Genomic DNA, 20,838 nt, shown 5'->3' with positions numbered 1-20,838 from the left:
TAAAAAGTGGGCTCTTTGCTCATAAGGAGAAGAAAGGCGCTCTAAGAAGAGCCATTGCCGCTCATAAAGGAAGAAAGACGTCCAAGTTTGGGCACAGCCTTCTCATAAAATGAAGAGAGACGCTTTAATTTGGACTACCCCTATTTCAAAGAATGCTCCTATTCTCCCCTCTCAATAAAGAGAAGAATTAAACCTCTTTACTAGCTCCGTTTTACACAAGCTGCTAGCAACCATAACACCTAAAATGGCGCCGATTATACTTGATGTTAAAAAGGCTGGTAGGAAGAAGAGAGCTGCTACAGATGTGCCCATGAATAATTTTGCATAAGGGACGGCAATAAGTGAAGCAAGAATGCCAGTGCCTACAACTTCTCCGATACATGCTAACCACATTTTACTGCTATATTTATAGGCAAGGGCAGCACAGAACGCGCCAATGACACTTCCAGGGATAGCTAATAGAGAGCCTGTCCCGGTAAGGATTCGAATGATAGCCGTGACAAAGGCAACAATAACTGTTGGTACGGGTCCAAGTATAATGGCTCCTATCACATTAATAGCATGCTGAACGGGGTATGCACGTGCGATTCCTGTTGGGATGGATATGAAAGTAGACCCTGCAACAGCAATGGCTACTAATAAAGCCATAACTGTTAATTTACGAATTGACATAAGGTTCACTCCTTTTGATAAAGTTCGTGAGGAAAAATAAAAAGGCCGCCTCCTTGAAACACAATAGGAAGCGGCCTTGCCTGTATATAGTGACAATAGCAAGTAGCGCCACTTCCCTCCGCTAGTATGAACTAGATCAGGTTCAAAGGGTCCGTATATTACCATATACGTCTCAGCCTTTTAAAGACTCCCCTAGTGGTTAAAATCATTCAATTTTGTGAATCAACAATAATGTAACATACTGCTAAAAATAGTCAATGATTTTTCAGACTATTTTGTATCGGGATGCATTAAATGAGGTGCTTTTTTCAATGTCCAGATGAGCGCAAGGAAGAAGCAGGCTAATAATATGATAGATCCGAAAATATAGGGGCTATTCATATTCCAGTCAAATAATAGACCAGCTAAAGCAGGTCCAATCATATTCCCAAGGCTCATATAGGCATTATTCAAGCCCGCAGCAAATCCTTGCTCTTTCTCTGCAAGCTTTGAGATAAGTGTATTAACAGCTGGACGAATTAATGTCGTTGCTGTAGAGAAAATCGTTGCTACAACTAATATAAGGGCAAAGCCAGAAACAAATAATATTAAGAAAATAGCAACAGCTGCAATAAATAAATTGACAAGTACTACTTTCATTTCACCGAAGCGATTGAACAGTGGTGTAATGATAAACATTTGTACTACTACTCCAAAAGCACCACCAACAACTAATATAATTGCTATATCCACAGGTGTGTAATTAAACTTTTCTGTCACAAATAATGATAATGTCGTTTGGAAATTTGCAATTCCGAATGAGAACACCAGCATAATAATAAGCATTACAAAATAAGGCATATGTATGGAACGAGCCATTTGCTTCGCCAGATTGTCTTGCTTTTGTATCTTTTGAGCAGTGTTTGGTTTGGTAGATGGTAATAAGAAATAAGATAAAATAGAAGCTAGGATGGCTGCAGCTCCAGCGGTGAAAAATGGAAAATGTAAGCTTACCTTTGCTAAGAAACCACCGATTCCTGGCCCAATCATAAAGCCAAGAGACATAGCGGCACCCAACATCCCCATACCTTTTCCACGTTCTTCATAGGTTGTGACGTCAGCAACAAAAGCCATAATAGGAGGTGCAACAAATGCGGAACCTAGACCACCTAAAAAGCGTGCTAAAAAGAGCATCCATACATCTGTAGCAAGGCCGAAACCGATTTGAGCAAGACCTGTCACAATAAGACCGAAAATAATTAAATTTTTTCGACCGTACTGATCTGAAAGATTCCCAGCAATTGGAGAAAATACGAATTGAGCTAAGGCGAACGTTGCAATTAGCATACCTAGAACTTGTCCTGCTGCACCAAATATTTTTAAATACTCTGGCATGACAGGAATAATTATGCCGATACTCCCCATTGCGATAAACATATTAAACATTAAAATATACAAAGCCGCCTTATTGGACTTCTGCTGGGTCATCGAATGAACCCCCTTTTTGTAATCAAATATAGTACAGTCTATCATAAAGAATTATTGCTTGGCTAATAGTTAAGATTATAGTACTGGTTCTATATTTAGAATGGTTTTCCACAAAAGTTTTCGTCGGGGCACTTATGAATTGTAAAATAATCCATTTTTGTAATAAAAGTGGATGGACTTCGCTTGTGAAATTTGTGGGTTTGTCTGTAATGGCATAAAGTTTAACTATGTTCAGAAGTAATGAGTGAAGGTTATGTAATACTAAAAGTACATTTTTATGGCTTGCTTATTGATAAAATAATTTGTGCAGGATAGGTGACAATATCTATATTCGAGTTTTTTCCATAACCGAGGATGTGGGGAACCTTCAAATTCTAGTTAAATTATTTAAATATAATAATACAAATAGTTGATGGATAATGTTCTTAATTTAATAGAAAGTTAGATAGGCAGAGAAAAAACTAGCGAATTGGTGTGAAACCTATTCGCTAGCTGAATTATCGAATACTCATTTTAAATTCTAAGAATAATTCATTGTATTTCCCTAAATAATCAGGTCCTAAATTTTTGTAGACCTCTAATGTGTCACGTTGTTCTTCAGAAGGATAGTAACGTTCGTCAGAAACAACTTCTTCGTCCATTAAGTCCATAGCTGCAATATTAGGTGTTGAGTAGCCTACAAAATCGGCATTTTGAGCACCAGATTCAGCACTTAGCATGAAGTTGATAAAGGCATGGGCACCATCAATATTTTTTGATGTTTTTGGGATGACCATATTATCAAACCATAAGTTTGAGCCTTCCTCAGGTACAGCAAAGTCTAGCTCTTCATTTTCATACATCATGTCAGCAGCTTGACCAGACCAAGTAAGGGCAACTGTTGCCTCATTATTGATCATTAACGGTGTAATTTCATCTCCAATGATCGCTTTTACATTTGGTGCGAGTGTGATTAACTTGTCAGTAGCTTCGCGAAGTTCCTGATCATCTAGTGAATTTAGAGAATAGCCAAGACTGTTTAAGCCCATGCCAATGACTTCACGAGCACCATCTACTAAAAAGACTTTTCGTTTTAAAGAAGGGTCCCATAAATCGTCCCAAGAAGAGAAGTCTAAGTCACCAACTAGGCTTGGATTATAGACTATACCGACAGTTCCCCAAAAATAAGGGACAGAGTATTTATTGTTATCATCGAATGGTAAATCTAAAAAGTAAGGATCAATATTTTTTAAATTAGGGATTTTCGTTTTATCTAAAGGAATCAATAAATTTTCTTCCTTCATTTTTTCGATCATATACTCAGAAGGGACAGCAATATCATAAGCTGTTCCGCCTTGTTGAATCTTTGTCATCATAGCTTCATTGGAATCGAATGTTTCATAAATGACATGAATGCCTGTTTCTTTTTCAAATTCTTTTAACAAATCAGGATCAATATATTCTCCCCAGTTAAAGATGGTTAACGTATCTTTTCCACTTTTACCGCCACCTGCACTTAAGGCATCAGCCGCATAGAATAAAAGGGCTGAAACGACAAGGATGGCGATGGTTGCTTGAATTAGTGACTTCATCGTTGCCCCTCCATTCTTTTATTCGTACGACTTGTAATGAAATAATAACCAACAACAACTAACACCGTAACAAAGAATACTAAACCAGAAATCGCATTCACCGTTAGAGAAATTCCTGCGCGGGCCATGGAATAAATTTCTACTGATAAAGTACTAAAGCCATTACCTGTTACAAAGAATGTCACAGCAAAATCATCTAATGAATACGTAAGGGCAAGGAAGAAGCCTGCAAAAATCCCTGGTTGAATATAAGGAAGAATGACACGCATCATAACGTCCTTTTTCGTTGCCCCTAAATCTAATGCTGCATCGATTAATGAGTTATTCATTTCTAGTAGCTTTGGTAAAACCATTAATACAACAATCGGTACACTAAATGCAACATGCGCTAATAAAACAGATGCAAAGCCCAGTTTAATACCTACCAGTGTAAATAAAATTAAGAAGCTAGCCCCGATAATAACGTCTGGGCTGACGATTAAGACATTGTTTAAGGATAATAAAGTATTACGCATTTTTGAATCCTTAACCGTCACAATTCCAATAGCTCCTAGGGTACCAATAATAGTGGAAATGAGAGCGGAAAGAAGTGCCACGATAACCGTATTTATTAATATAACAAGAAGACGTGAATCTTCAAAAACCGCCTGATAATGCTCTAAAGTAAAGGATTTAAAATTATTCATGGAACCGCCACTATTGAATGAGTAAAAGATTAAATAGAAGATCGGAGCATAGAGAACGATAAAAACAATTGTTAAATAGACTTTGGCTGATGCAGATAGTTTGTTCATCGTACGCGACCTCCTTTATCCTTTTGTCCCGTAACTAGCATAATAATCACCATAAATAAAATTAAGAATACAGCAATAGTGGAACCCATACCCCAGTTTTGTGTCACAAGGAATTGCTGTTCAATCGCTGTACCTAGAGTAATGACACGGTTCCCAGCAATTAAGCGAGTAATCATGAACAGGGATAGAGCAGGAATAAAGACGACTTGAATACCAGATTTAACGCCATCCATTGTCAATGGTAAAACAACACGACGGAAGGTAGTAAAAGCCGAAGCACCTAAATCACGTGCTGCATAAATGAGCGTTGGGTTTAAACGATCTAAAGAATTGAAGATCGGTAAAATCATAAATGGAATAAAAATATAGACTGACACAAAGACAAAGCTTATATCAGTAAAGAGCATTTGCTTTGGATCGAAGCCAAATACTTCGATAAATGCATTAATAGGTCCGTATAACCCAAAGATGCCGATAAAGGCATATGTTTTTAACAAAAGATTAATCCATGATGGAATTATAATAAGTAGAAGCCAAAGTTGTTTATGCTTTGTCTTCGTTAAAAAATAAGCAGTTGGATATGAAATTAATAGTGTAAAGAGTGTAATTAAAAATGCATACCAAAACGAGCTCAATGTCATCTTTAAGTAAACTGAAGAAAAGAACGCTTTATAGTTATCGAGCGTAAAGTTGCCATGTAAATCGAGTAGGGAATAATAAACAACAAGTGCAATTGGCGCGATAACGAAAAAGGCAATCCATAACACATATGGAAATAACGCTGATTTCGATGTTTTAGTTTGCATCTTCATCGTCTCCATACGATTCTAATCGTTTATCAAACTCTTCCTCTGTTTCGTTTAAGCGCATTACATGAATCGCCTCAGGATCAAAGTCTAAGCCAATTTCTGTCCCTACTTCTGCTTTCTTTAATGAATGGACTAGCCACTCATTACCATCTTTATCGTATGTGGATAATTCATAATGTACCCCTCGGAATAATTGTGTATCCACTTTTACTACAAGTTTGCCTTTATCAATTGTTGTCATTTCTAAATCTTCAGGTCGAATAACAATGTCTATTTTTTCATTTGGCTTCATTCCTTGATCGACACATTCAAAAACTTTGCCAGCAAATGCAACCTTAAAGTCCTCAATCATCACACCAGGTACAATATTGGATTCACCAATAAAGTCAGCAACAAAGCGGTTAATTGGTTCATCATAAATATCCACAGGTGTACCTGATTGCTGAATTTGACCTTCACTTAAGACAAAAATTTCGTCACTCATGGCAAGTGCTTCTTCTTGATCATGTGTAACAAAGACAAATGTTTTGCCAAGACGTTGCTGTAATTCACGTAGCTCATATTGCATTTCTGTACGTAGCTTTAAGTCTAAAGCTGAAAGTGGCTCATCCAGTAAAATCACTTCAGGATCATTGACAATGGCACGCGCAATCGCGACACGTTGTCGTTGTCCTCCAGACATTTCAGATATTTCGCGGTTACCATAGCCTGCCAAATTGACAAACTTTAAGGCTTCAGCCACACGTTCTTTTATGTCCTTTTCAGGAAGCTTTTTAATGCGGAGGCCAAATGCGACATTTTCAAAAACATTTAAATGAGGGAATAGCGCATAATCCTGAAAAACAGTATTAACTTGACGCTCATTGGCAGGAACTGCATTAATCTTTTTATCATGGAAAAATACATTTCCTGTTGTAGGTTCGGTAAATCCTGCGATAATTCGTAAAATGGTTGTTTTACCACAACCTGATGGACCTAGGAGTGTGTAAAATTTCCCTTTTTCAAGCTCCAAATTGATATTTTTTAAAACGACGGTACCGTCACTATATGACTTTGAAACATTTTCAAAGCGGATAATTGAATTGGTTGTCATGGATGCGCCTCCTTAAGCTATAAATAAGAATCTGTTGCGACAAGTAAAATTTTTGTTTCATCATCATGTGCATTAAAAATCTGATGATGGTCTGTCGCGTCATAATAAAGTGCGTTGCCTTCACTTGCGATATACTGTTCATTCCCTAAAACGAGACGAATACGCCCTTTAACCACATAAATAAATGTTTCCGAGAGCGAAGGCTCAAACTGTTTGAACTCGCCATCTGCCGCAAAGGTTAAGAAAATGGGTTCCATCTCTTTCTCATTCGAAGTAGGAATCAGCCATTGAATTTCATATTTTTTTTCTTCATCGGTATAGGTAGATTGATCTTCCTCTGTATAAACAACCTTCTGTTCAGGTGATTCATCATCAAAAAAGTCTTTAGGTCTCGACCCTAAAACTTCTAATATTGAAAATAATGTTTCAATTGAAGGTGAGTTTAGATCACGTTCTAATTGGGAAATATAGCCTTTACTTAAATCTGTACGTTCTCCAAGTTCCTCTTGGGTAAGACCTTTTTTTAAACGAAGCGCTTTAATTTTTGCTCCTATTTGCATCTTTTCCCTCCTAAGAGAAGTTTAGCAATGATAAACTTTTGAAATATGAAGTTTACTTTAACGAAACTTTTAGTTTACTAAAACCATTACAATTATACATAATAATAAAAAATTTGCAATCGTTTTTCGTGAAAAAAATAGCTATAAAAAGTTAAAAAATGAGGTATAAATGAAAGTGAGAAAAAATTTGTATAGTGTAGAATATTTTTGTTAAAAATAGCTAATAGATAGACATTAGTGATAATTCCAGTGATGGATTTGACGAATTTTTGTCAATCCATTTCAATCATCCGAACGGGCGGAGTTTACTTGTTTGAAAAACTGCGGTTACTCTGCTATCGTAGAAGACGAGTTCGCTAGTGCGAATGGAATATATAAACTACATATTTATTCGGAGGGATTTATTATGGCAGAACGCATGGTAGGTAAACAAGCACCTGACTTTACAATGGAAGCAGTACTTTCAGACAAATCGTTTGGTAAAGTATCATTAGCAGATATTAAAGCACAAGATAAATGGACAGTTCTTTTCTTCTATCCAATGGACTTTACATTTGTATGTCCAACTGAAATCACTGCAATGAGCGATCGTTATGACGAGTTCGAAGACTTAGATGCAGAAGTAATCGGTGTTTCTACTGACACAATCCATACACACTTAGCATGGATTAACACAGACCGTACGCAAAATGGTCTTGGTGAATTAAAATACCCATTAGCTGCTGATACAAACCATCAAGTATCTAAAGAATATGGCGTATTAATTGAAGAAGAAGGTATCGCATTACGTGGTTTATTCATCATCAACCCAGAAGGCGAATTAAAATACCAAACAGTATTTGATAACAACATCGGCCGTGATGTTGATGAAACACTACGTGTACTTCAAGCACTACAAACTGGTGGTCTTTGCCCAGCTAACTGGCGTCCAGGCCAAGCAACTCTATAATTTAAATAGAGTCCAGGCATTATGCAACAAATTAAAAGTCCCCACGACAAGCTTGTGGGGACTTTTAACTGAACTTTTATTATTGGAAAGAGTTTTTAGACCGTTATCTAAATATTGAAGACAAACAATCTATTAGAGGAGGATTTTTATGAAACTTCGTGAACAAATGCCTGAATTAGTTGGCGCTACGACTTGGTTAAATGGTGAAGTAACAAAAGCAGAATTAGTAGGCAAAAAACCAACATTAATCCACTTCTGGTCAGTAAGCTGCCACTTATGTAAAGAGGCAATGCCAGACGTAAACAATTTCCGCGATCAATATAAAGATGAATTAAACGTTGTAGCAGTACATATGCCACGTTCTGAGGCAGATACTGATTTAGATACAATTAAAGCAGTAGCAGCAGAGCATGATATTGTGCAACCAATCTTTGTAGACAGTGAAATGAAGCTAACGGATGCTTTTGAAAACCAATATGTGCCAGCATATTTTGTGTTCGATAAAGATGGTCAGCTGCGTCATATGCAAGCTGGTGGTAGTGGTATGAAAATGCTAGAAAAGCGTGTAAACCGTGTGCTAGATGAGATGCGAAACGCTGAATAATAACGATATTTAGAAGGCGGGGATATAGATCCTCGTCTTTTTTGCTGTCCAACATTGACGAATGGGCTCTTGTTTTGACAATACATATTGCAAAGAATACGCTACAATGGTGGTATAGTAGTTTTCGGAGGGATTTTTATGATGAAAAAAGAGTTTGCAGTCATAGGGCTTGGACGTTTTGGAGGGAGTATTGTTCGTGAATTAATGAGTCAGGGCGCACAGGTAATGGCGATTGACCATTCTTCAGAGCGTGTAGATGAGTTTGCTTCCATTGCTACACAAGCTGTTATTGCAGATTCAACCGACGAATCGGTATTGAATTCATTAGGTATTCGTAATTTTGAGCACGTAATTGTAGCAATTGGGGAAGATATTCAGGCAAGTATATTAACAACCATTATTTTAAAGGAAATTGGTGTTGAGCAAATAACAGTAAAGGCTCAGAACGATTACCATGAAAAGGTTTTACGTAAAATTGGCGCAGATTTTGTCGTCCATCCTGAGCGGGATATGGGTATTCGTATTGCTAATAATATGTTATCGAATACTGTTCTAGATTATTTAGAGCTATCAGATGAACATTCAATTATGGAATTAAAGGCCAATGATGCGATTGCTGGATATTCCATTATGGATTTGGATATTCGCGCTAAATATGGCATTAACATTGTGGGAATAAAGCGTGGGGCTGATATCATTGTATCTCCACAGGCAAGTGACAAGATTTTATTAGGAGATATTATGCTTGTTATAGGCGCTGATGTTGATATAAATCGTTTTGTTAAAAAGGCATTGAACGGGTAAGAGCAGATGACGAAACGCAGATGGAGACTTGTTATATTTGCTGGTATTTTACTAATTGGTGCTTTTATTATGCAAAACAGAGAAAAAAGTGAAGATGAGGCAATCTCTCTTGTTCTAGATCATGCTACAGAAATTGATGACATTGAATTATTTCAAGGAGATCGATCTCTATTTCGTGCTACAGGCGATGAAGCACAAGACTTTATTGAGAAATATCCATTAAGTCATGTAAGGAAGCTTTCCAAAAAGGAAAGAACTATTTTTGAAGAAAAGCCAGCATATCATATCGTTTATAAAATGAAGGATAAGCCTCTTTATAAGGTGGAAATATTAAAAGTGGCTATTAGTTCTGAACTTGATGAAGAGTTGCAGCAAATGGTTTTTCGTTTGGATGATGCACAATATTTGGTCTATTGGGCAAAGGAGAAAAAGGTACTTGAACAATCAACCAATACGCAACGGTTACTTGAACAATACGGGCAATAATGCAGGTAGTGATACAGCAATTCATGCTGGTCACTACTTTTTTATATCTGTAAGAAAAAAATGGAAAAAATATTTGATTTTAACGAGAGAGTTAGATTAAACTTTGACATAACGAAGGGGGCTAGATGTAATGAAAATCATGTCAACTAATTGTGTAATCGAACAATTACAACTAGAACATTTTACAGATATACATAAACTCTACTCTAATAAACAGGTTCGAACTTACCTCGGTGGTGTTCCATCAAACAGCTATATAGAAGCATCTTTTAAAGGCATGCTAGAAGCGCCATTTCCTAATACATATTTATCTATCACTTTAAAGGAGACAGGTGAATTTATCGGTCTTGTCTCAATCGATGAATACCATGATAAGGAGTTATATGAGCTTTCCTATCAATTTTTACCTCAGTTTTGGGGGAGGGGGCTAGCTTTTGAAGTGCTTACACAGGTAATTGAGGAGGGTTTGAATTATCTGAATATAGCATCTATTGTGGCGGAAACACAAACAGCTAACAAGGCATCGTGTCGCTTGCTCGAAAAGTTAGGAATGAAGAAAGTACAGATGTTAGAAAGATTTGGGCAGGAACAAGCTGTATATGAATTAAGAAAAAATAATGAACCGACAAGACAAATCATTGCCCTATCAGGCGGCGGATTTTCTCAACAGAATCCTTCATTTATCGATGAGTATATTTTACAACAAGCTCAGACAAATGAACGAGTTAAAATTTGTTTTATTCCCACCGCAAGTAATGATGCACAAGGGTATATCGAGAAGTTTTATGCAGCTTTTCATCATTGTGAAGCAACACATATTCTGCTAAAGGATATGCTTGATAATAATATTCGAGAAAAAGTACTAGCACAGCATATTATCTATGTGGGCGGGGGAAATACAGGTTATCTTCTTGAAAAGTGGCGAGAATATGGTTTTCATGAATTGTTAAAGGAAGCTTATCAAAAAGGGGTTCTATTAGCTGGTATCAGTGCTGGGGCAATGTGTTGGTTTGAAAAATGCTATAGTGAAAATACCGAGAATGATTTTGAGGAATGGAATGGCTTAGGGCTATTATCAGGTACCTATTGTCCTCATTATAATGATCAAGAGAGAAGATGGGCATTTGATCGCTGGATAGAAAATCATCCCACATTACAAGCTTACACACTCATAGATACTGAGACACTTCATTTTAGGAATGAAAAGTTAGTAGCTAAAATTCAAACCTATTAGAAGGGACGAAGAAAGTATGAGAATTCCAGCAAAACTAACACTGGGTGATGAGATACTTTGGTGGCAATGTCCATATAAATACAAAAGAATTGAGGTTTCAGGTATCTATATTTTAGAAAGAGAGCGTGCTAAACATGATCATACGAGAAGCAACCCGACAGGACAGTGAACAAATGATAGCTGTTATGACAAATGCAGAGGCATCTAATTTTATGTTATTTGGACCAGGTGAGCGCAATTTAACACCTAAACCATTTGGGGAGTATATAGACAAGCTACAGAATAGTCACCACTCAGCTTTGTTCGTAGCTGAAACGGATGAGCGGATTGTGGGGTACTTAATTGTACAGGGCAATGAGCTGAAAAGAATTGCTCACCGTGCTTATCTTGTCATAGGCATACATAGTGACTATAGAGGGAGAAAAATTGGAACGGCTTTATTTCAACACGTAGAAAATTGGGCAATGGAGAATGGTGTACATCGACTAGAATTAACCGTTATGGAAAATAATGAGGCTGGGGTTGCTTTGTATAAGAAAATGGGCTTTGATATCGAGGGAACGAAGCGGGCTTCGCTGTATGTAGATGGACAATATATTAATGAATACTACATGTCAAAACTATTGATTGGGAAAGTACTTAACATATGACTTCAAAAATAAACATCGGCATCTATTCGCCGTCCTCCCCAGCAACCGTGACGGCTTTGGAACGATATGAACGTGCTAAAGCATTTCTCGAGAATAAAAATTTTCAAATCGTGACAGGTTCTCTAACTGGTAAATCCGATTATTATCGTTCAGGTTCACCAAAGGAAAGAGCCGAAGAATTGAATGAGTTACTACGCAATCCGAATGTGGATATGATTATGTCTACCATCGGGGGCACCAATGCTAATAGCATGTTACCTTATATTGATTATGAGGCTTTTCGTCGACATCCAAAATTGGTCGTAGGTTATTCGGATGCAACGGCCGTACTGTTGGCACTTTATGCAAAAACGGGAATATCAACTTTTTATGGTCCGGCCCTCATACCTTCCTTTGGCGAGTTTGAACCATTAGTAAATGATACCTTCAAATTTTTTGAGCATTATTTCTTTAAGCCGCAAGCAATACCATACGAAATTCCAATGCCTCCTTATTGGTCGGATGAGCCTGTTAATTGGCTTGAGAAGACAGTGGATAAGAAACTCAAGAAGAATGAATGGTTAGCGATTCAGGGAGGGGTTGCGGAAGGGAGATTAATTGGTGGGAATGTCAATGCCATGTATGGATTTATTGGTACGCCGTATTTCCCTGAAATTGTGGAAGGTGATATTTTATTAGTGGAGGACTGCTTAAAAAATGCTGCTGTTGTTGAAAAGAATTTTGCAATGCTAAAATTGCATGGTGTCTTTAACAAAGTTAGTGGAATCATTTTGGGGAAACATGAATGCTATAATGATTTAGGAACGGGTCGACAGCCATATGATATTCTACTTGAACAGTTGGATGGAATAGAGATTCCTATATTAGCAGAGGTGGATATTTGTCATACACACCCTATGCATCCGATAGCGATAGGCAAACGAGTAAAGCTAGATGCCACAGCTAAAAAGATATACTGTATAGAGAGATGGTTGTAATGATAAAGCCTTGCAAACGTAGCAAGGCTCTATTTGCTAGAGGTTTCGATAATCATCATCAGTTATAGCGTACATTTTTACATTTTGGTATTGTCCCTTAACAAGCATACTTTTCCGTAATAAACCTTCAAACTGCATACCTGACTTCTCCATAACCTTTTGGGAGCCAATGTTTTCTTCAAAGCATCGTGCTTGGATACGTACTAAATCTAATTCATTAAAACCGAATTCAATGAGTTTTTTTGTTGCTTCAGTTGTGAATCCCTTATTCCAAAAATCCTCAGAAAGCACATAGCCAATTTCCGCGTATTTATGGGTATCATTAATCGTGACAAAATCAATCGTTCCAATAATTGTGCCTGCATATTCAATACCCCATAGCATCAAATTGCCTTGCTGATAACCATTAAAAATTAATGCCATAAAAGCCTTTGTATCCTCTAAGCTCGTGTGTGCTTGCCATGTAACATAACGCGCCACATTTTCACGGGAAGAGTAGTCATACATTGCTTTTAAATCCTCGTGTGTAATAGGTCTCAATAGTAACCTTTCCGTTTTCATAATTGGTATTTTACTCATGATTTACCCCCTTTAACAAATAGTATCAAAAAAGTCGACCCATAATAATGAATTAGGTCGACTTTTTATATTTATCCATTTTTGCAGCACTATAATTAAAAATTCTACCTTCACATTATCGATAGCGCTTATCTGTTGCTGAGGAATCCTTAGTTTTGGATTTATGTTGTTCATCTTTCACTTTTTCATTCAATTCTTCGACAGGTATTGGATCAACGGTTTTCATGTCCTCGTGTTTATCAAAAATACTTTCTTTATCTGTATCCAATACATCAGGGTTATTCGTATTACGTGTTTTCGCCTGTTTTTTATCATTCATTCACTATCACCTCTTACTATTAACTTTCACTTTTTTACTAGAGTGTAAACATTTTATTTTGGGTGATAGTGTAAGCTGATTGTTTGTTGGTTGTCAGCGTCAATCCATAAGTTCATAGCTTTTACTAGAATGATAAAGAGTGTAGTGAAACAGAGATGGCTATCATTTCTACCATTTTTCTTAGGAAGAAATAGTGGTCTTTCCTTGAAGTGCACGTTCTTCCATAGCTATATCAAACTCTTTTTCAGATTTTGAAACGACCACACAAGCTACACCATTACCAATTAAATTTGTTACAGCACGAGCCTCAGACATAAAGCGATCTACCCCGATTAACAGCGCTATTCCTTCCACTGGTATCATTGGGAATGCCGCCAAAGTTGCTGCTAATGTAATAAATCCTGAGCCTGTTACACCTGCTGCACCTTTAGAAGTAATCATTAAAATTCCGAGCAGTGTAATGATTTGAATCCAAGTTAGTTCCATTCCATATGCTTGTGCGATAAACAATGCAGCCATGGACAGGTAGATGGAAGTCCCATCTAGATTGAAGGAGTACCCAGTAGGAACGACTAAACCTACAACCTGCTTCGAGCAGCCATAATTCTCAAGCTTTCGCATCATAGATGGCAGAGCTGATTCAGAAGAGGAAGTCCCAATTACTAAGAAAATTTCATCTTTAATATAAGCGATAAATTTAAAGATGCTAAATCCAAAGAACTTTGCAATGGCACCTAAAATAAAGACAACAAATAAAAACATTGTAATATATACGGCAGCCATTAATAGACCTAAATTACCTAAAGATTTTAAACCAAAATTCCCAATTGTATAGGCCATTGCACCAAAGGCTCCGATTGGTGATATTTTCATGACCATACTGACAATCTTGAAGAAGATCTCTGCTACTTGCTCAAAGAATGTGATAACTGGTTTTGCAGGTGCTCCGATTGAGGCAGCTGCTAAGCCAAATAAAACAGCAGAGAATAGGACGGGTAATAATTGACCAGTTGCCAATGCACCAACTACATTCTCTGGAATAATACTAGAAATGAAGGCACCTAAGCCCTGCTCAGATTCAGCTGCAGCAGTTGTATATTTCGAAATATCAGCATCAGATGCACCTGATGTATCCAAGCCTGTACCAGGACTTACGATTAAAGCAACAGCAATTCCGATTGCTAATGCAATTGTGGAAACTATTTCGAAGTAAAGTAATGCCTTACCTCCGATTTTCCCGACCTTTTTCATATCTCCCATACTGCCGATTCCAATAACGACTGTTAGGAAAATAATAGGGGCAATTAACATTTTAATTAATTTAATGAATAGATCTGCTAAGATTTTTAAGCTGGCACCGAACTCGGGGAAAATGGCTCCGACAATAATCCCAAGTATGATAGCCGCTATAACCTGAACAGTCAAATTTTTCAGTAACTTCATTTTTTGCTACCTCTTTTCTAAATTTTCTCTTTGATATCGCTTTCACTAAAAAGTATCATAGCGAATATTTCTTGAAAAAAGAGATTTAGAAAATAAGAAACATATCGTTCATTAAGTACATTTACTTACAATTACATATAAATATAGTAATATCGACAACTATCCCTGTTATGGTACGCTATAGTTAATTAATTATTGTTATAATACAAAAACATAGAGTGATAATTAAGTTCTTTTTAAATTATCAATTTATAATATTGTTCATTAAATTCAATATTTTCTGCTACTTATCTAGACTAAAGGTGTTGTCAAAAGATTTTTTTGCAGATAATCTTAAAACTAAATAAGTGTGCCACTGATTATGGGAATGCAAATTTGAAAGGAAGGAATTTTTTAATGATGAAAATGCCTGTGAACGGCAAAATACTGTTAGTGACATTTTTAATCATTGCACTCTCCTTTTTACTAGGTGGTATTTTTTTACTCGGTAACCTATTATCTGAACAGGAAAAAGATTTTGGACAGCGGGCAATGCTTGTGGCAAGAACTGTATCCAATGTACCAGAGCTTAGTGTACATTTGGAAAATGACAATATAAAAGAATCTGCAAAAAATATTAATAAAATTGTAGATGGCATTAGGGTGATTCATAAGGCCGAGTATATTGTTGTAATGAATATGGAACGTATTAAACTATCACACCCAGTAAGTAAGGAAATAGGAAAACGCAGTGAGTCGCAGGATTTAAACGCCGCATTTAGTGAACATTATTATGTATCAAAGGCACGTGGAGAATCGGGTGTTATGATACGGGCTTTCGTGCCAATTATTAATGATAAAAGGGAACAAGTGGGCATTGTAGTAGTTGGCTATTCATTACCCACACTGCTAGAAATGCTTCAAAGCTATGAGCGAGAAATTATGATAACTATTGTTATATCACTGATTTTCAGTATTTTCGGTGCATATACACTTGGACGACATATAAAAAAACAAATGTTTGGGCTTGAACCTCATGAAATTGCAAAAATGTATGTGGAAAGAACAGAAACCTTTAATGCCATGCATGAGGGAATAATAGCGGTTGATAAGGAAATGAATATCACCATTTTTAATGAAAAAGCGGCCGATATTTTAGGCGTTACTAGGAAAATAGAGGACTGTATTGGACAAAAGATTTATGATGTTTTGCCTGATACCCGTCTGCCTGAAATTGTTGAAACAGCAACACCTGTTTATGATCAGGAGCTTTACATTAATCATCATAGTATCTTAAGTAATCGTGTACCTATTATTGTGAATGGAGAGCTAGTTGGTGCAGTGGCTATGTTTAAAGATTTAACAGCTGTGAAAAAGCTTGCGGAGGAAGTAACAGGTGTAAAGGCCTTTGTTCAAGCATTGCGTGTGCAAACCCATGAGCATAAAAATAAGATTCATACGATTGCAGGACTACTGCAATTGGGACATACAAAGCAAGCACTTGAATATGTTACTGTCACTACTGAAAATGAAGCCTCATTGACGAAGTTTCTAAATGAACGCTTTCATAATGAAAATATTTCAGGTTTGTTATTAAGTAAAGTAAGCTATGGAAAAGAACTGGGTATCGAGGTTGAGATTGATCGGAAAAGTCATTTTAAACGATTTCCACCTCTATTAGATCATCATGATTTTGTTGTGTTGTTTGGCAATTTAATCGAAAATGCTTTTGAGGCTTTAAATGTCCTTTCGAAGGAAGATAAATATGTAGCCATCTCTGTAGACGAGCATGATGGCGTCTTAGCGATTGCAGTTACCGATAATGGGATTGGCATGACCAAAGAGGTGCAGGATCGTATGTTTGAAAATGGATTTTCATCAAAGGCTAGTGAAAATCGGGGCATTGGCTTGCATTTAGTCTATGAAATTGTAAGAAAAGGCAATGGAGATATTGAAGTCATAAGTGAATTTATGAAAGGAACAAGTTTCTTAATTTTATTTGAGTTAGGAGAAGTATAGATGGATGTAATAAATGTCTTATTAATAGAAGATGATCCAATGGTACGAGAAGTGAACAGACAATTTATTGAACAAATCAAAGGTTTTTCATTAGTTGGCTATGCTAGCAATGGAATTGAGGGAATTCAAAAAATTAAACAATTAACCCCAGAGCTTGTCTTTATGGACATTTTTATGCCAGAGCAAGATGGCATTATTACGTTAGGGAAAATCCGAGAAGAGCATCTTCCTGTTGATGTTATTGCTGTAACAGCTGCGAATGATATGCCCACTGTGCAGCGAATTTTACACTTAGGTGTCTATGATTATATTATGAAACCTTTTACGTTTGAGCGGATTGAGCAGACTTTAAAAAATTATCAAAGCTATAGAAGAAAAATAAGCGGTATGCAAGATTTAACTCAGCATGATGTCGATCATTTAATGCAACAGCGTCTTCCTGAACAAATTGTAGTAGAAACAACAGGAATGGACGCCATTCTTATAGAAGAACTCCCAAAAGGGTTTAATCGAGCTACCTTAGATAAGGTACTTGCATATATAAAAAAAAGTGGTGAGGCAGTATCAGCAGAAGAGGTATCAACTTATATAGGTACAGCACGTGTAACAGCTAGACGCTATCTAGACTTTTTAGAAAAGCAGAAGCTATTAAAAGTAGATATACAATATGGAAACGTAGGACGTCCTATTCATCGCTATTATATTTAATGATTAGTTATATGTACTGATACAAGATAGAGCCAATTTAGGAGGCGTTCTAAAAGCTCTATTATAAAGGAGAGCAAGAAGCCCGATCTCCCCATACATATAAGGTAGCATGTAAATTCGAATAGTAAGGAGTAGGGATGAGTTTTCAAATCCAGATATGCTTGTAAAATTGTTAACTTTATTGAATATGGACATTTTTATTTCTCTACTGTATAGGGGAAATGAAAATGTCTTTTTTAAGGCGATTAGTAGGAGTAGGCAGATAAGCAAAATTGTTCGGTTGTTTGTGAATAGTATGAATAGGAGTACTTTACTTTGACAATACATATAGCAAAGAATACGTTACAATATGGAAATAGTCCGTTACCTAAAAAAATGATTTAGGTAATAGAAGTTCTAATATAGCTCATAGGAAGTAGGTTAGGCATATGTTTAACGTCCGAAAAGAGACACTATTGAAATTTTTGAAGATTCTATTTCCAATATTACTTTTGGTGGTAGCTATTTATGAAATCCAACAATCAGTGAGTGGGATAGATGTTCATTTACTACGAAAAGAAGTGAATGAGCTTCAGCTATGGGAGCTTTTATTGATTTTTCTAATCACTTTTTTCGCAATTACACCAATGATTTTTTACGATGTTATTTTAGCAAATATATTAGGCATCAACATCAATAGACGTAATTTGCTCAATCATTCATTTATTGTAAATACCTTTTCAAACCTTATTGGCTTTGGAGGGTTAGTTGGTATATTCTTACGTGATTACTTTTATTCCAAATATAAAGAAGATAAGGAAGGCATGATCAGAAGTATTGCTTCGGTCACCCTGTTCTATTTAACAGGGATTTCTTTGTTAACGTGGATTATGTATATATTCTTTTGGGATTTCCCATTGCTAAAAGAAGAACGGTGGTTATCGATTGCAGTTGTTCTTGTCAGCCTATATGTACCAGCTTTTTGGGCGATGTATATGATTCGATATAAAAAGGAAAGTTCTTTAAAACCAAAAATATCACTTCAATTGATGGCCACTTCAATAGCTGAGTGGCTTGCTGTATTTTTCGTAATTTGGGCTTTAACGTTTATTTTGAAGATTCCAATAGAATTATCCGCATTAATTCCTATATTTTTAATTGCTTCTAGTGCAGGAATAGTCAGTATGATACCTGGCGGAGTTGGCTCCTTTGATCTCGTTTTTTTGTGGGGAACACAAAGTATAGGAATTGCTGATGAAAAAGTGTTGTTTCTATTAATTTTGTACCGTATTGGCTATTTTGTTCTACCATTTTTGGTTTCCGCATTCTTATTTATTAAAGAATATTGGATGCGGTGGAATCAATCTTGGGATGACTTACCTAATATTATTTTTCAAAAACTAAGCCATTTGCTATTAACAATATTGGTGTTTATTTCTGGCATTATTTTATTGCTATCTGCAGCAATGCCAGGGGTGCTAAGTCGTCTAAAAATTGCTCAGGAATTTTTATCCTCACCAATAATGAATGTCTCACACCAAATGACGGTAGCGGCGGGCTTTATCCTCTTAGGGTTATGTAGGGGGATAAAATATAAAGTAAAAAGGGCATATCAGCTCGCAATAGTAGTGTTAAGTAGTTCGGCGATATTTTCTATTTTTAAAGGTCTTGATTATGAGGAAGCTATTTTTTTAGTAATTGTCACAGTGTTATTAATGGTATCCAAAAAGCAGTTTTATCGAGAAAGTTATGTTTTGACATGGGGAATTGTCATACTTGACCTTGCGATAGTAACAGTTATTACAGCTATGTATGTGATGATTGGTTATGTCAATTTACCCTCTGCCAAAATTCATTTTCCTAGTGCCCTACAGGACTATATTATAACCGATTATCACGACCTCTTTTATAGTGCTGTCATCGGTATTCTTATCGCCATTGTTATTTTTTATATAGGTTATTTTATACGTACACCTAAGAAAATGGTAAATCTTTTATCTATTGAGCATGAGGAAGCTATTAAAAATCATTTGATGACCTATAAGGGAACGGAGTATTCACATCTGATTTTTTTGCATGATAAATTTGTACATTGGAATGAAAAAGGAACTGTTTTATTCTCTTATCAAATTTATGCAGATAAGATTATTGTTCTTGGAGATCCAGTTGGAAATGAATCTGATTTTTTATCTGCTATCCAAGAATTTTTAGAATTGGCAGATCGGCATGGTTATACACCTGTCTTTTATGAGATAAACAATAAAATTTTCTCTGCATTACATGAGTATGGATATAGTTTCTTTAAGCTTGGTGAGGAGGCATTTGTAGATCTAGAGAAATTTACCCTCACAGGTAAAGAAATGAAGGGAAGTCGAGCGATAAAAAATAAGTTTGAACGAGAAAATTATATAGTAGAAATACTGAGTCCTCCTTATTCTAAGGAAGTCATGAAGGAATTGAAAGAGGTATCAACAAAATGGTTGCAGGGAAGAGCAGAGAAAGGTTTTTCGCTCGGTTTTTTTGATGAACATTATTTAAGCACTTCAAATATTGCCATTTTACGTGGCGCACAAGGAACGTTTGGCTTTGCTAGTATTATGCCGATGTATGATCGAGGCGAAAGAGTTTCTGTGGATCTTATGAGGTTTAAGCCTGGTTCGCCATCTGGAACAATGGATTTCATTTTCCTATCATTATTTGAATGGGCAAAATCGGAAGGCTATCGTGTCTTTAACATGGGGATGTCGCCTTTATCCAATGTCGGACAGTCTAGATATTCCTTTTTAAGTGAAAAAATAGCTGCACAAATCTTTCTACATGGGCAGCATTTCTATCATTTTAAAGGATTAAAAAACTTTAAGCTAAAATATGCGGATTTTTGGGTACCAAAGTATGTAGCGTATCGGAAGAAATCCTCATTACCGTTCACAATGGCACAAATTACGTTGTTAATCGGGCAAAAGAGGAAAAAGTAAGTATTTAAACTTTTAAATAATGATAATCCAGGTGCTGCATGAAGCAAGATGTGAATGCACAAGAAATTATTCTTAAGACATGAATAAAGACGAAAAAGCCCTACATAAAGTAGGGCTTTCAGACTGTAGACAAACTCAATGAAATTTTGAGTTTGCCTACAGTCTTT

The 20,838-nt window shown here is 36.3% G+C and carries 21 protein-coding genes and 1 riboswitch; of the genes, 11 read left to right on the top strand and 10 right to left on the bottom strand.

The window, feature by feature from the left end; genetic code table 11:
• Nucleotides 1-171 precede the first annotated feature (171 nt).
• From thiW to CD31_RS03115, 7 genes are all read right to left on the bottom strand, one after another.
• Nucleotides 172-672 (bottom strand): energy coupling factor transporter S component ThiW, encoded by a 501-nt coding sequence (gene thiW / locus CD31_RS03145; protein ID WP_036075743.1) that lies wholly within the window; start codon nucleotides 670-672, stop codon nucleotides 172-174.
• 96 nt (nucleotides 673-768) lie between these two features.
• Nucleotides 769-876, bottom strand: a riboswitch (TPP riboswitch).
• A gap of 66 nt (nucleotides 877-942) precedes the next feature.
• Nucleotides 943-2,139 carry an MFS transporter gene (locus CD31_RS03140; protein WP_036075742.1) on the bottom strand — a complete coding sequence of 399 codons (1,197 nt, stop codon included), beginning with the start codon at nucleotides 2,137-2,139 and terminating at the stop codon, nucleotides 943-945.
• A gap of 497 nt (nucleotides 2,140-2,636) precedes the next feature.
• Complete coding sequence (locus tag CD31_RS03135) at nucleotides 2,637-3,710, bottom strand: ABC transporter substrate-binding protein (protein ID WP_016992430.1); 1,074 nt, start codon at nucleotides 3,708-3,710, stop codon at nucleotides 2,637-2,639.
• The gene (locus tag CD31_RS03130; RefSeq protein ID WP_036075740.1) at nucleotides 3,707-4,504 is read right to left on the bottom strand and encodes an ABC transporter permease; all 798 of its coding nucleotides are present in this window, start codon (nucleotides 4,502-4,504) and stop codon (nucleotides 3,707-3,709) included. The genes CD31_RS03135 and CD31_RS03130 overlap by 4 nt, the downstream gene beginning before the upstream one ends.
• Nucleotides 4,501-5,310, bottom strand: a complete 810-nt coding sequence (locus CD31_RS03125) for an ABC transporter permease (protein ID WP_016992850.1) — start codon at nucleotides 5,308-5,310, stop codon at nucleotides 4,501-4,503. The genes CD31_RS03130 and CD31_RS03125 overlap by 4 nt, the downstream gene beginning before the upstream one ends.
• Entirely contained in the window at nucleotides 5,300-6,406 is a 1,107-nt protein-coding gene (locus CD31_RS03120; protein ID WP_036075738.1) for an ABC transporter ATP-binding protein, read from the bottom strand. The genes CD31_RS03125 and CD31_RS03120 overlap by 11 nt, the downstream gene beginning before the upstream one ends.
• Nucleotides 6,407-6,423: 17 nt before the next feature.
• The gene (locus CD31_RS03115; protein ID WP_004224674.1) at nucleotides 6,424-6,966 is read right to left on the bottom strand and encodes a helix-turn-helix domain-containing protein; all 543 of its coding nucleotides are present in this window, start codon (nucleotides 6,964-6,966) and stop codon (nucleotides 6,424-6,426) included.
• A 406-nt stretch (nucleotides 6,967-7,372) separates the two neighbouring features.
• Here CD31_RS03115 and CD31_RS03110 point away from each other — a divergent pair, with 406 nt between their 5' ends.
• From CD31_RS03110 to CD31_RS03080, 8 genes are all read left to right on the top strand, one after another.
• Nucleotides 7,373-7,915, top strand: a complete 543-nt coding sequence (locus tag CD31_RS03110) for a peroxiredoxin (protein ID WP_036075735.1) — start codon at nucleotides 7,373-7,375, stop codon at nucleotides 7,913-7,915.
• A 148-nt stretch (nucleotides 7,916-8,063) separates the two neighbouring features.
• Nucleotides 8,064-8,519, top strand: coding sequence for a TlpA family protein disulfide reductase (locus tag CD31_RS03105; RefSeq protein WP_004224678.1), 456 nt, complete (start codon nucleotides 8,064-8,066; stop codon nucleotides 8,517-8,519).
• A gap of 141 nt (nucleotides 8,520-8,660) precedes the next feature.
• On the top strand, nucleotides 8,661-9,323 hold the full coding sequence (locus CD31_RS03100; RefSeq protein ID WP_004224679.1) for a potassium channel family protein: 663 nt from the start codon (nucleotides 8,661-8,663) through the stop codon (nucleotides 9,321-9,323).
• A 6-nt stretch (nucleotides 9,324-9,329) separates the two neighbouring features.
• Nucleotides 9,330-9,809 (top strand): hypothetical protein, encoded by a 480-nt coding sequence (locus CD31_RS03095; protein ID WP_036075732.1) that lies wholly within the window; start codon nucleotides 9,330-9,332, stop codon nucleotides 9,807-9,809.
• A 130-nt stretch (nucleotides 9,810-9,939) separates the two neighbouring features.
• Nucleotides 9,940-11,043, top strand: a complete 1,104-nt coding sequence (locus CD31_RS03090; protein WP_036075730.1) for a GNAT family N-acetyltransferase — start codon at nucleotides 9,940-9,942, stop codon at nucleotides 11,041-11,043.
• A 16-nt stretch (nucleotides 11,044-11,059) separates the two neighbouring features.
• On the top strand, nucleotides 11,060-11,212 hold the full coding sequence (locus tag CD31_RS23470; RefSeq protein WP_164835445.1) for a hypothetical protein: 153 nt from the start codon (nucleotides 11,060-11,062) through the stop codon (nucleotides 11,210-11,212).
• On the top strand, nucleotides 11,178-11,693 hold the full coding sequence (locus tag CD31_RS03085; protein WP_036075728.1) for a GNAT family N-acetyltransferase: 516 nt from the start codon (nucleotides 11,178-11,180) through the stop codon (nucleotides 11,691-11,693). The genes CD31_RS23470 and CD31_RS03085 overlap by 35 nt, the downstream gene beginning before the upstream one ends.
• Nucleotides 11,690-12,670, top strand: coding sequence for a S66 family peptidase (locus CD31_RS03080; protein ID WP_036075727.1), 981 nt, complete (start codon nucleotides 11,690-11,692; stop codon nucleotides 12,668-12,670). Before CD31_RS03085 ends, CD31_RS03080 begins: the two co-directional genes overlap by 4 nt.
• A gap of 36 nt (nucleotides 12,671-12,706) precedes the next feature.
• Here CD31_RS03080 and CD31_RS03075 read toward each other — a convergent pair whose 3' ends face one another.
• The 3 genes from CD31_RS03075 to CD31_RS03065 all read right to left on the bottom strand — a co-directional run bounded on the left by CD31_RS03075 (nucleotide 12,707) and on the right by CD31_RS03065 (nucleotide 15,011).
• Entirely contained in the window at nucleotides 12,707-13,249 is a 543-nt protein-coding gene (locus CD31_RS03075) for a GNAT family N-acetyltransferase (protein WP_036075725.1), read from the bottom strand.
• A gap of 115 nt (nucleotides 13,250-13,364) precedes the next feature.
• Nucleotides 13,365-13,568, bottom strand: a complete 204-nt coding sequence (locus tag CD31_RS03070) for a hypothetical protein (RefSeq protein WP_016992859.1) — start codon at nucleotides 13,566-13,568, stop codon at nucleotides 13,365-13,367.
• Nucleotides 13,569-13,748: 180 nt separating this feature from the next.
• The gene (locus CD31_RS03065) at nucleotides 13,749-15,011 is read right to left on the bottom strand and encodes a dicarboxylate/amino acid:cation symporter (protein WP_036075722.1); all 1,263 of its coding nucleotides are present in this window, start codon (nucleotides 15,009-15,011) and stop codon (nucleotides 13,749-13,751) included.
• A 396-nt stretch (nucleotides 15,012-15,407) separates the two neighbouring features.
• Between CD31_RS03065 and CD31_RS03060 the strand changes: the two genes are divergently transcribed.
• The 3 genes from CD31_RS03060 (at nucleotide 15,408) to mprF (ending at nucleotide 20,671) form a co-directional block, all read left to right on the top strand.
• Entirely contained in the window at nucleotides 15,408-17,009 is a 1,602-nt protein-coding gene (locus CD31_RS03060) for an ATP-binding protein (RefSeq protein WP_036075720.1), read from the top strand.
• Entirely contained in the window at nucleotides 17,010-17,717 is a 708-nt protein-coding gene (locus tag CD31_RS03055) for a response regulator (protein WP_036075718.1), read from the top strand.
• Between the two features lie 428 nt (nucleotides 17,718-18,145).
• Nucleotides 18,146-20,671 (top strand): bifunctional lysylphosphatidylglycerol flippase/synthetase MprF, encoded by a 2,526-nt coding sequence (gene mprF / locus CD31_RS03050; protein WP_036075717.1) that lies wholly within the window; start codon nucleotides 18,146-18,148, stop codon nucleotides 20,669-20,671.
• Nucleotides 20,672-20,838 lie beyond the last annotated feature (167 nt).

It is taken from the genome of Lysinibacillus boronitolerans JCM 21713 = 10a = NBRC 103108, assembly GCF_000772935.1.
GTDB lineage: Bacteria > Bacillota > Bacilli > Bacillales_A > Planococcaceae > Lysinibacillus > Lysinibacillus boronitolerans.
The sequence above is the reverse complement of the archived record's forward strand: the minus strand, read 5'-3'. Positions and strand labels throughout refer to the sequence as shown.

Coding starts and splice junctions, on each gene's coding strand:
- CD31_RS03075 (WP_036075725.1), bottom strand. CDS start 13,249: ATGAGTAAAATACCAATTATGAAAACGGAAAGGTTACTATTGAGACCT.
- CD31_RS23470 (WP_164835445.1), top strand. CDS start 11,060: ATGAGAATTCCAGCAAAACTAACACTGGGTGATGAGATACTTTGGTGG.
- CD31_RS03060 (WP_036075720.1), top strand. CDS start 15,408: ATGATGAAAATGCCTGTGAACGGCAAAATACTGTTAGTGACATTTTTA.
- CD31_RS03140 (WP_036075742.1), bottom strand. CDS start 2,139: ATGACCCAGCAGAAGTCCAATAAGGCGGCTTTGTATATTTTAATGTTT.
- CD31_RS03095 (WP_036075732.1), top strand. CDS start 9,330: ATGACGAAACGCAGATGGAGACTTGTTATATTTGCTGGTATTTTACTA.
- CD31_RS03065 (WP_036075722.1), bottom strand. CDS start 15,011: ATGAAGTTACTGAAAAATTTGACTGTTCAGGTTATAGCGGCTATCATA.
- CD31_RS03080 (WP_036075727.1), top strand. CDS start 11,690: ATGACTTCAAAAATAAACATCGGCATCTATTCGCCGTCCTCCCCAGCA.
- CD31_RS03125 (WP_016992850.1), bottom strand. CDS start 5,310: ATGCAAACTAAAACATCGAAATCAGCGTTATTTCCATATGTGTTATGG.
- CD31_RS03100 (WP_004224679.1), top strand. CDS start 8,661: ATGAAAAAAGAGTTTGCAGTCATAGGGCTTGGACGTTTTGGAGGGAGT.
- CD31_RS03135 (WP_016992430.1), bottom strand. CDS start 3,710: ATGAAGTCACTAATTCAAGCAACCATCGCCATCCTTGTCGTTTCAGCC.
- CD31_RS03090 (WP_036075730.1), top strand. CDS start 9,940: ATGAAAATCATGTCAACTAATTGTGTAATCGAACAATTACAACTAGAA.
- CD31_RS03055 (WP_036075718.1), top strand. CDS start 17,010: ATGGATGTAATAAATGTCTTATTAATAGAAGATGATCCAATGGTACGA.
- CD31_RS03115 (WP_004224674.1), bottom strand. CDS start 6,966: ATGCAAATAGGAGCAAAAATTAAAGCGCTTCGTTTAAAAAAAGGTCTT.
- CD31_RS03120 (WP_036075738.1), bottom strand. CDS start 6,406: ATGACAACCAATTCAATTATCCGCTTTGAAAATGTTTCAAAGTCATAT.
- CD31_RS03070 (WP_016992859.1), bottom strand. CDS start 13,568: ATGAATGATAAAAAACAGGCGAAAACACGTAATACGAATAACCCTGAT.
- CD31_RS03130 (WP_036075740.1), bottom strand. CDS start 4,504: ATGAACAAACTATCTGCATCAGCCAAAGTCTATTTAACAATTGTTTTT.
- CD31_RS03085 (WP_036075728.1), top strand. CDS start 11,178: ATGATCATACGAGAAGCAACCCGACAGGACAGTGAACAAATGATAGCT.
- CD31_RS03105 (WP_004224678.1), top strand. CDS start 8,064: ATGAAACTTCGTGAACAAATGCCTGAATTAGTTGGCGCTACGACTTGG.
- mprF (WP_036075717.1), top strand. CDS start 18,146: ATGTTTAACGTCCGAAAAGAGACACTATTGAAATTTTTGAAGATTCTA.
- thiW (WP_036075743.1), bottom strand. CDS start 672: ATGTCAATTCGTAAATTAACAGTTATGGCTTTATTAGTAGCCATTGCT.
- CD31_RS03110 (WP_036075735.1), top strand. CDS start 7,373: ATGGCAGAACGCATGGTAGGTAAACAAGCACCTGACTTTACAATGGAA.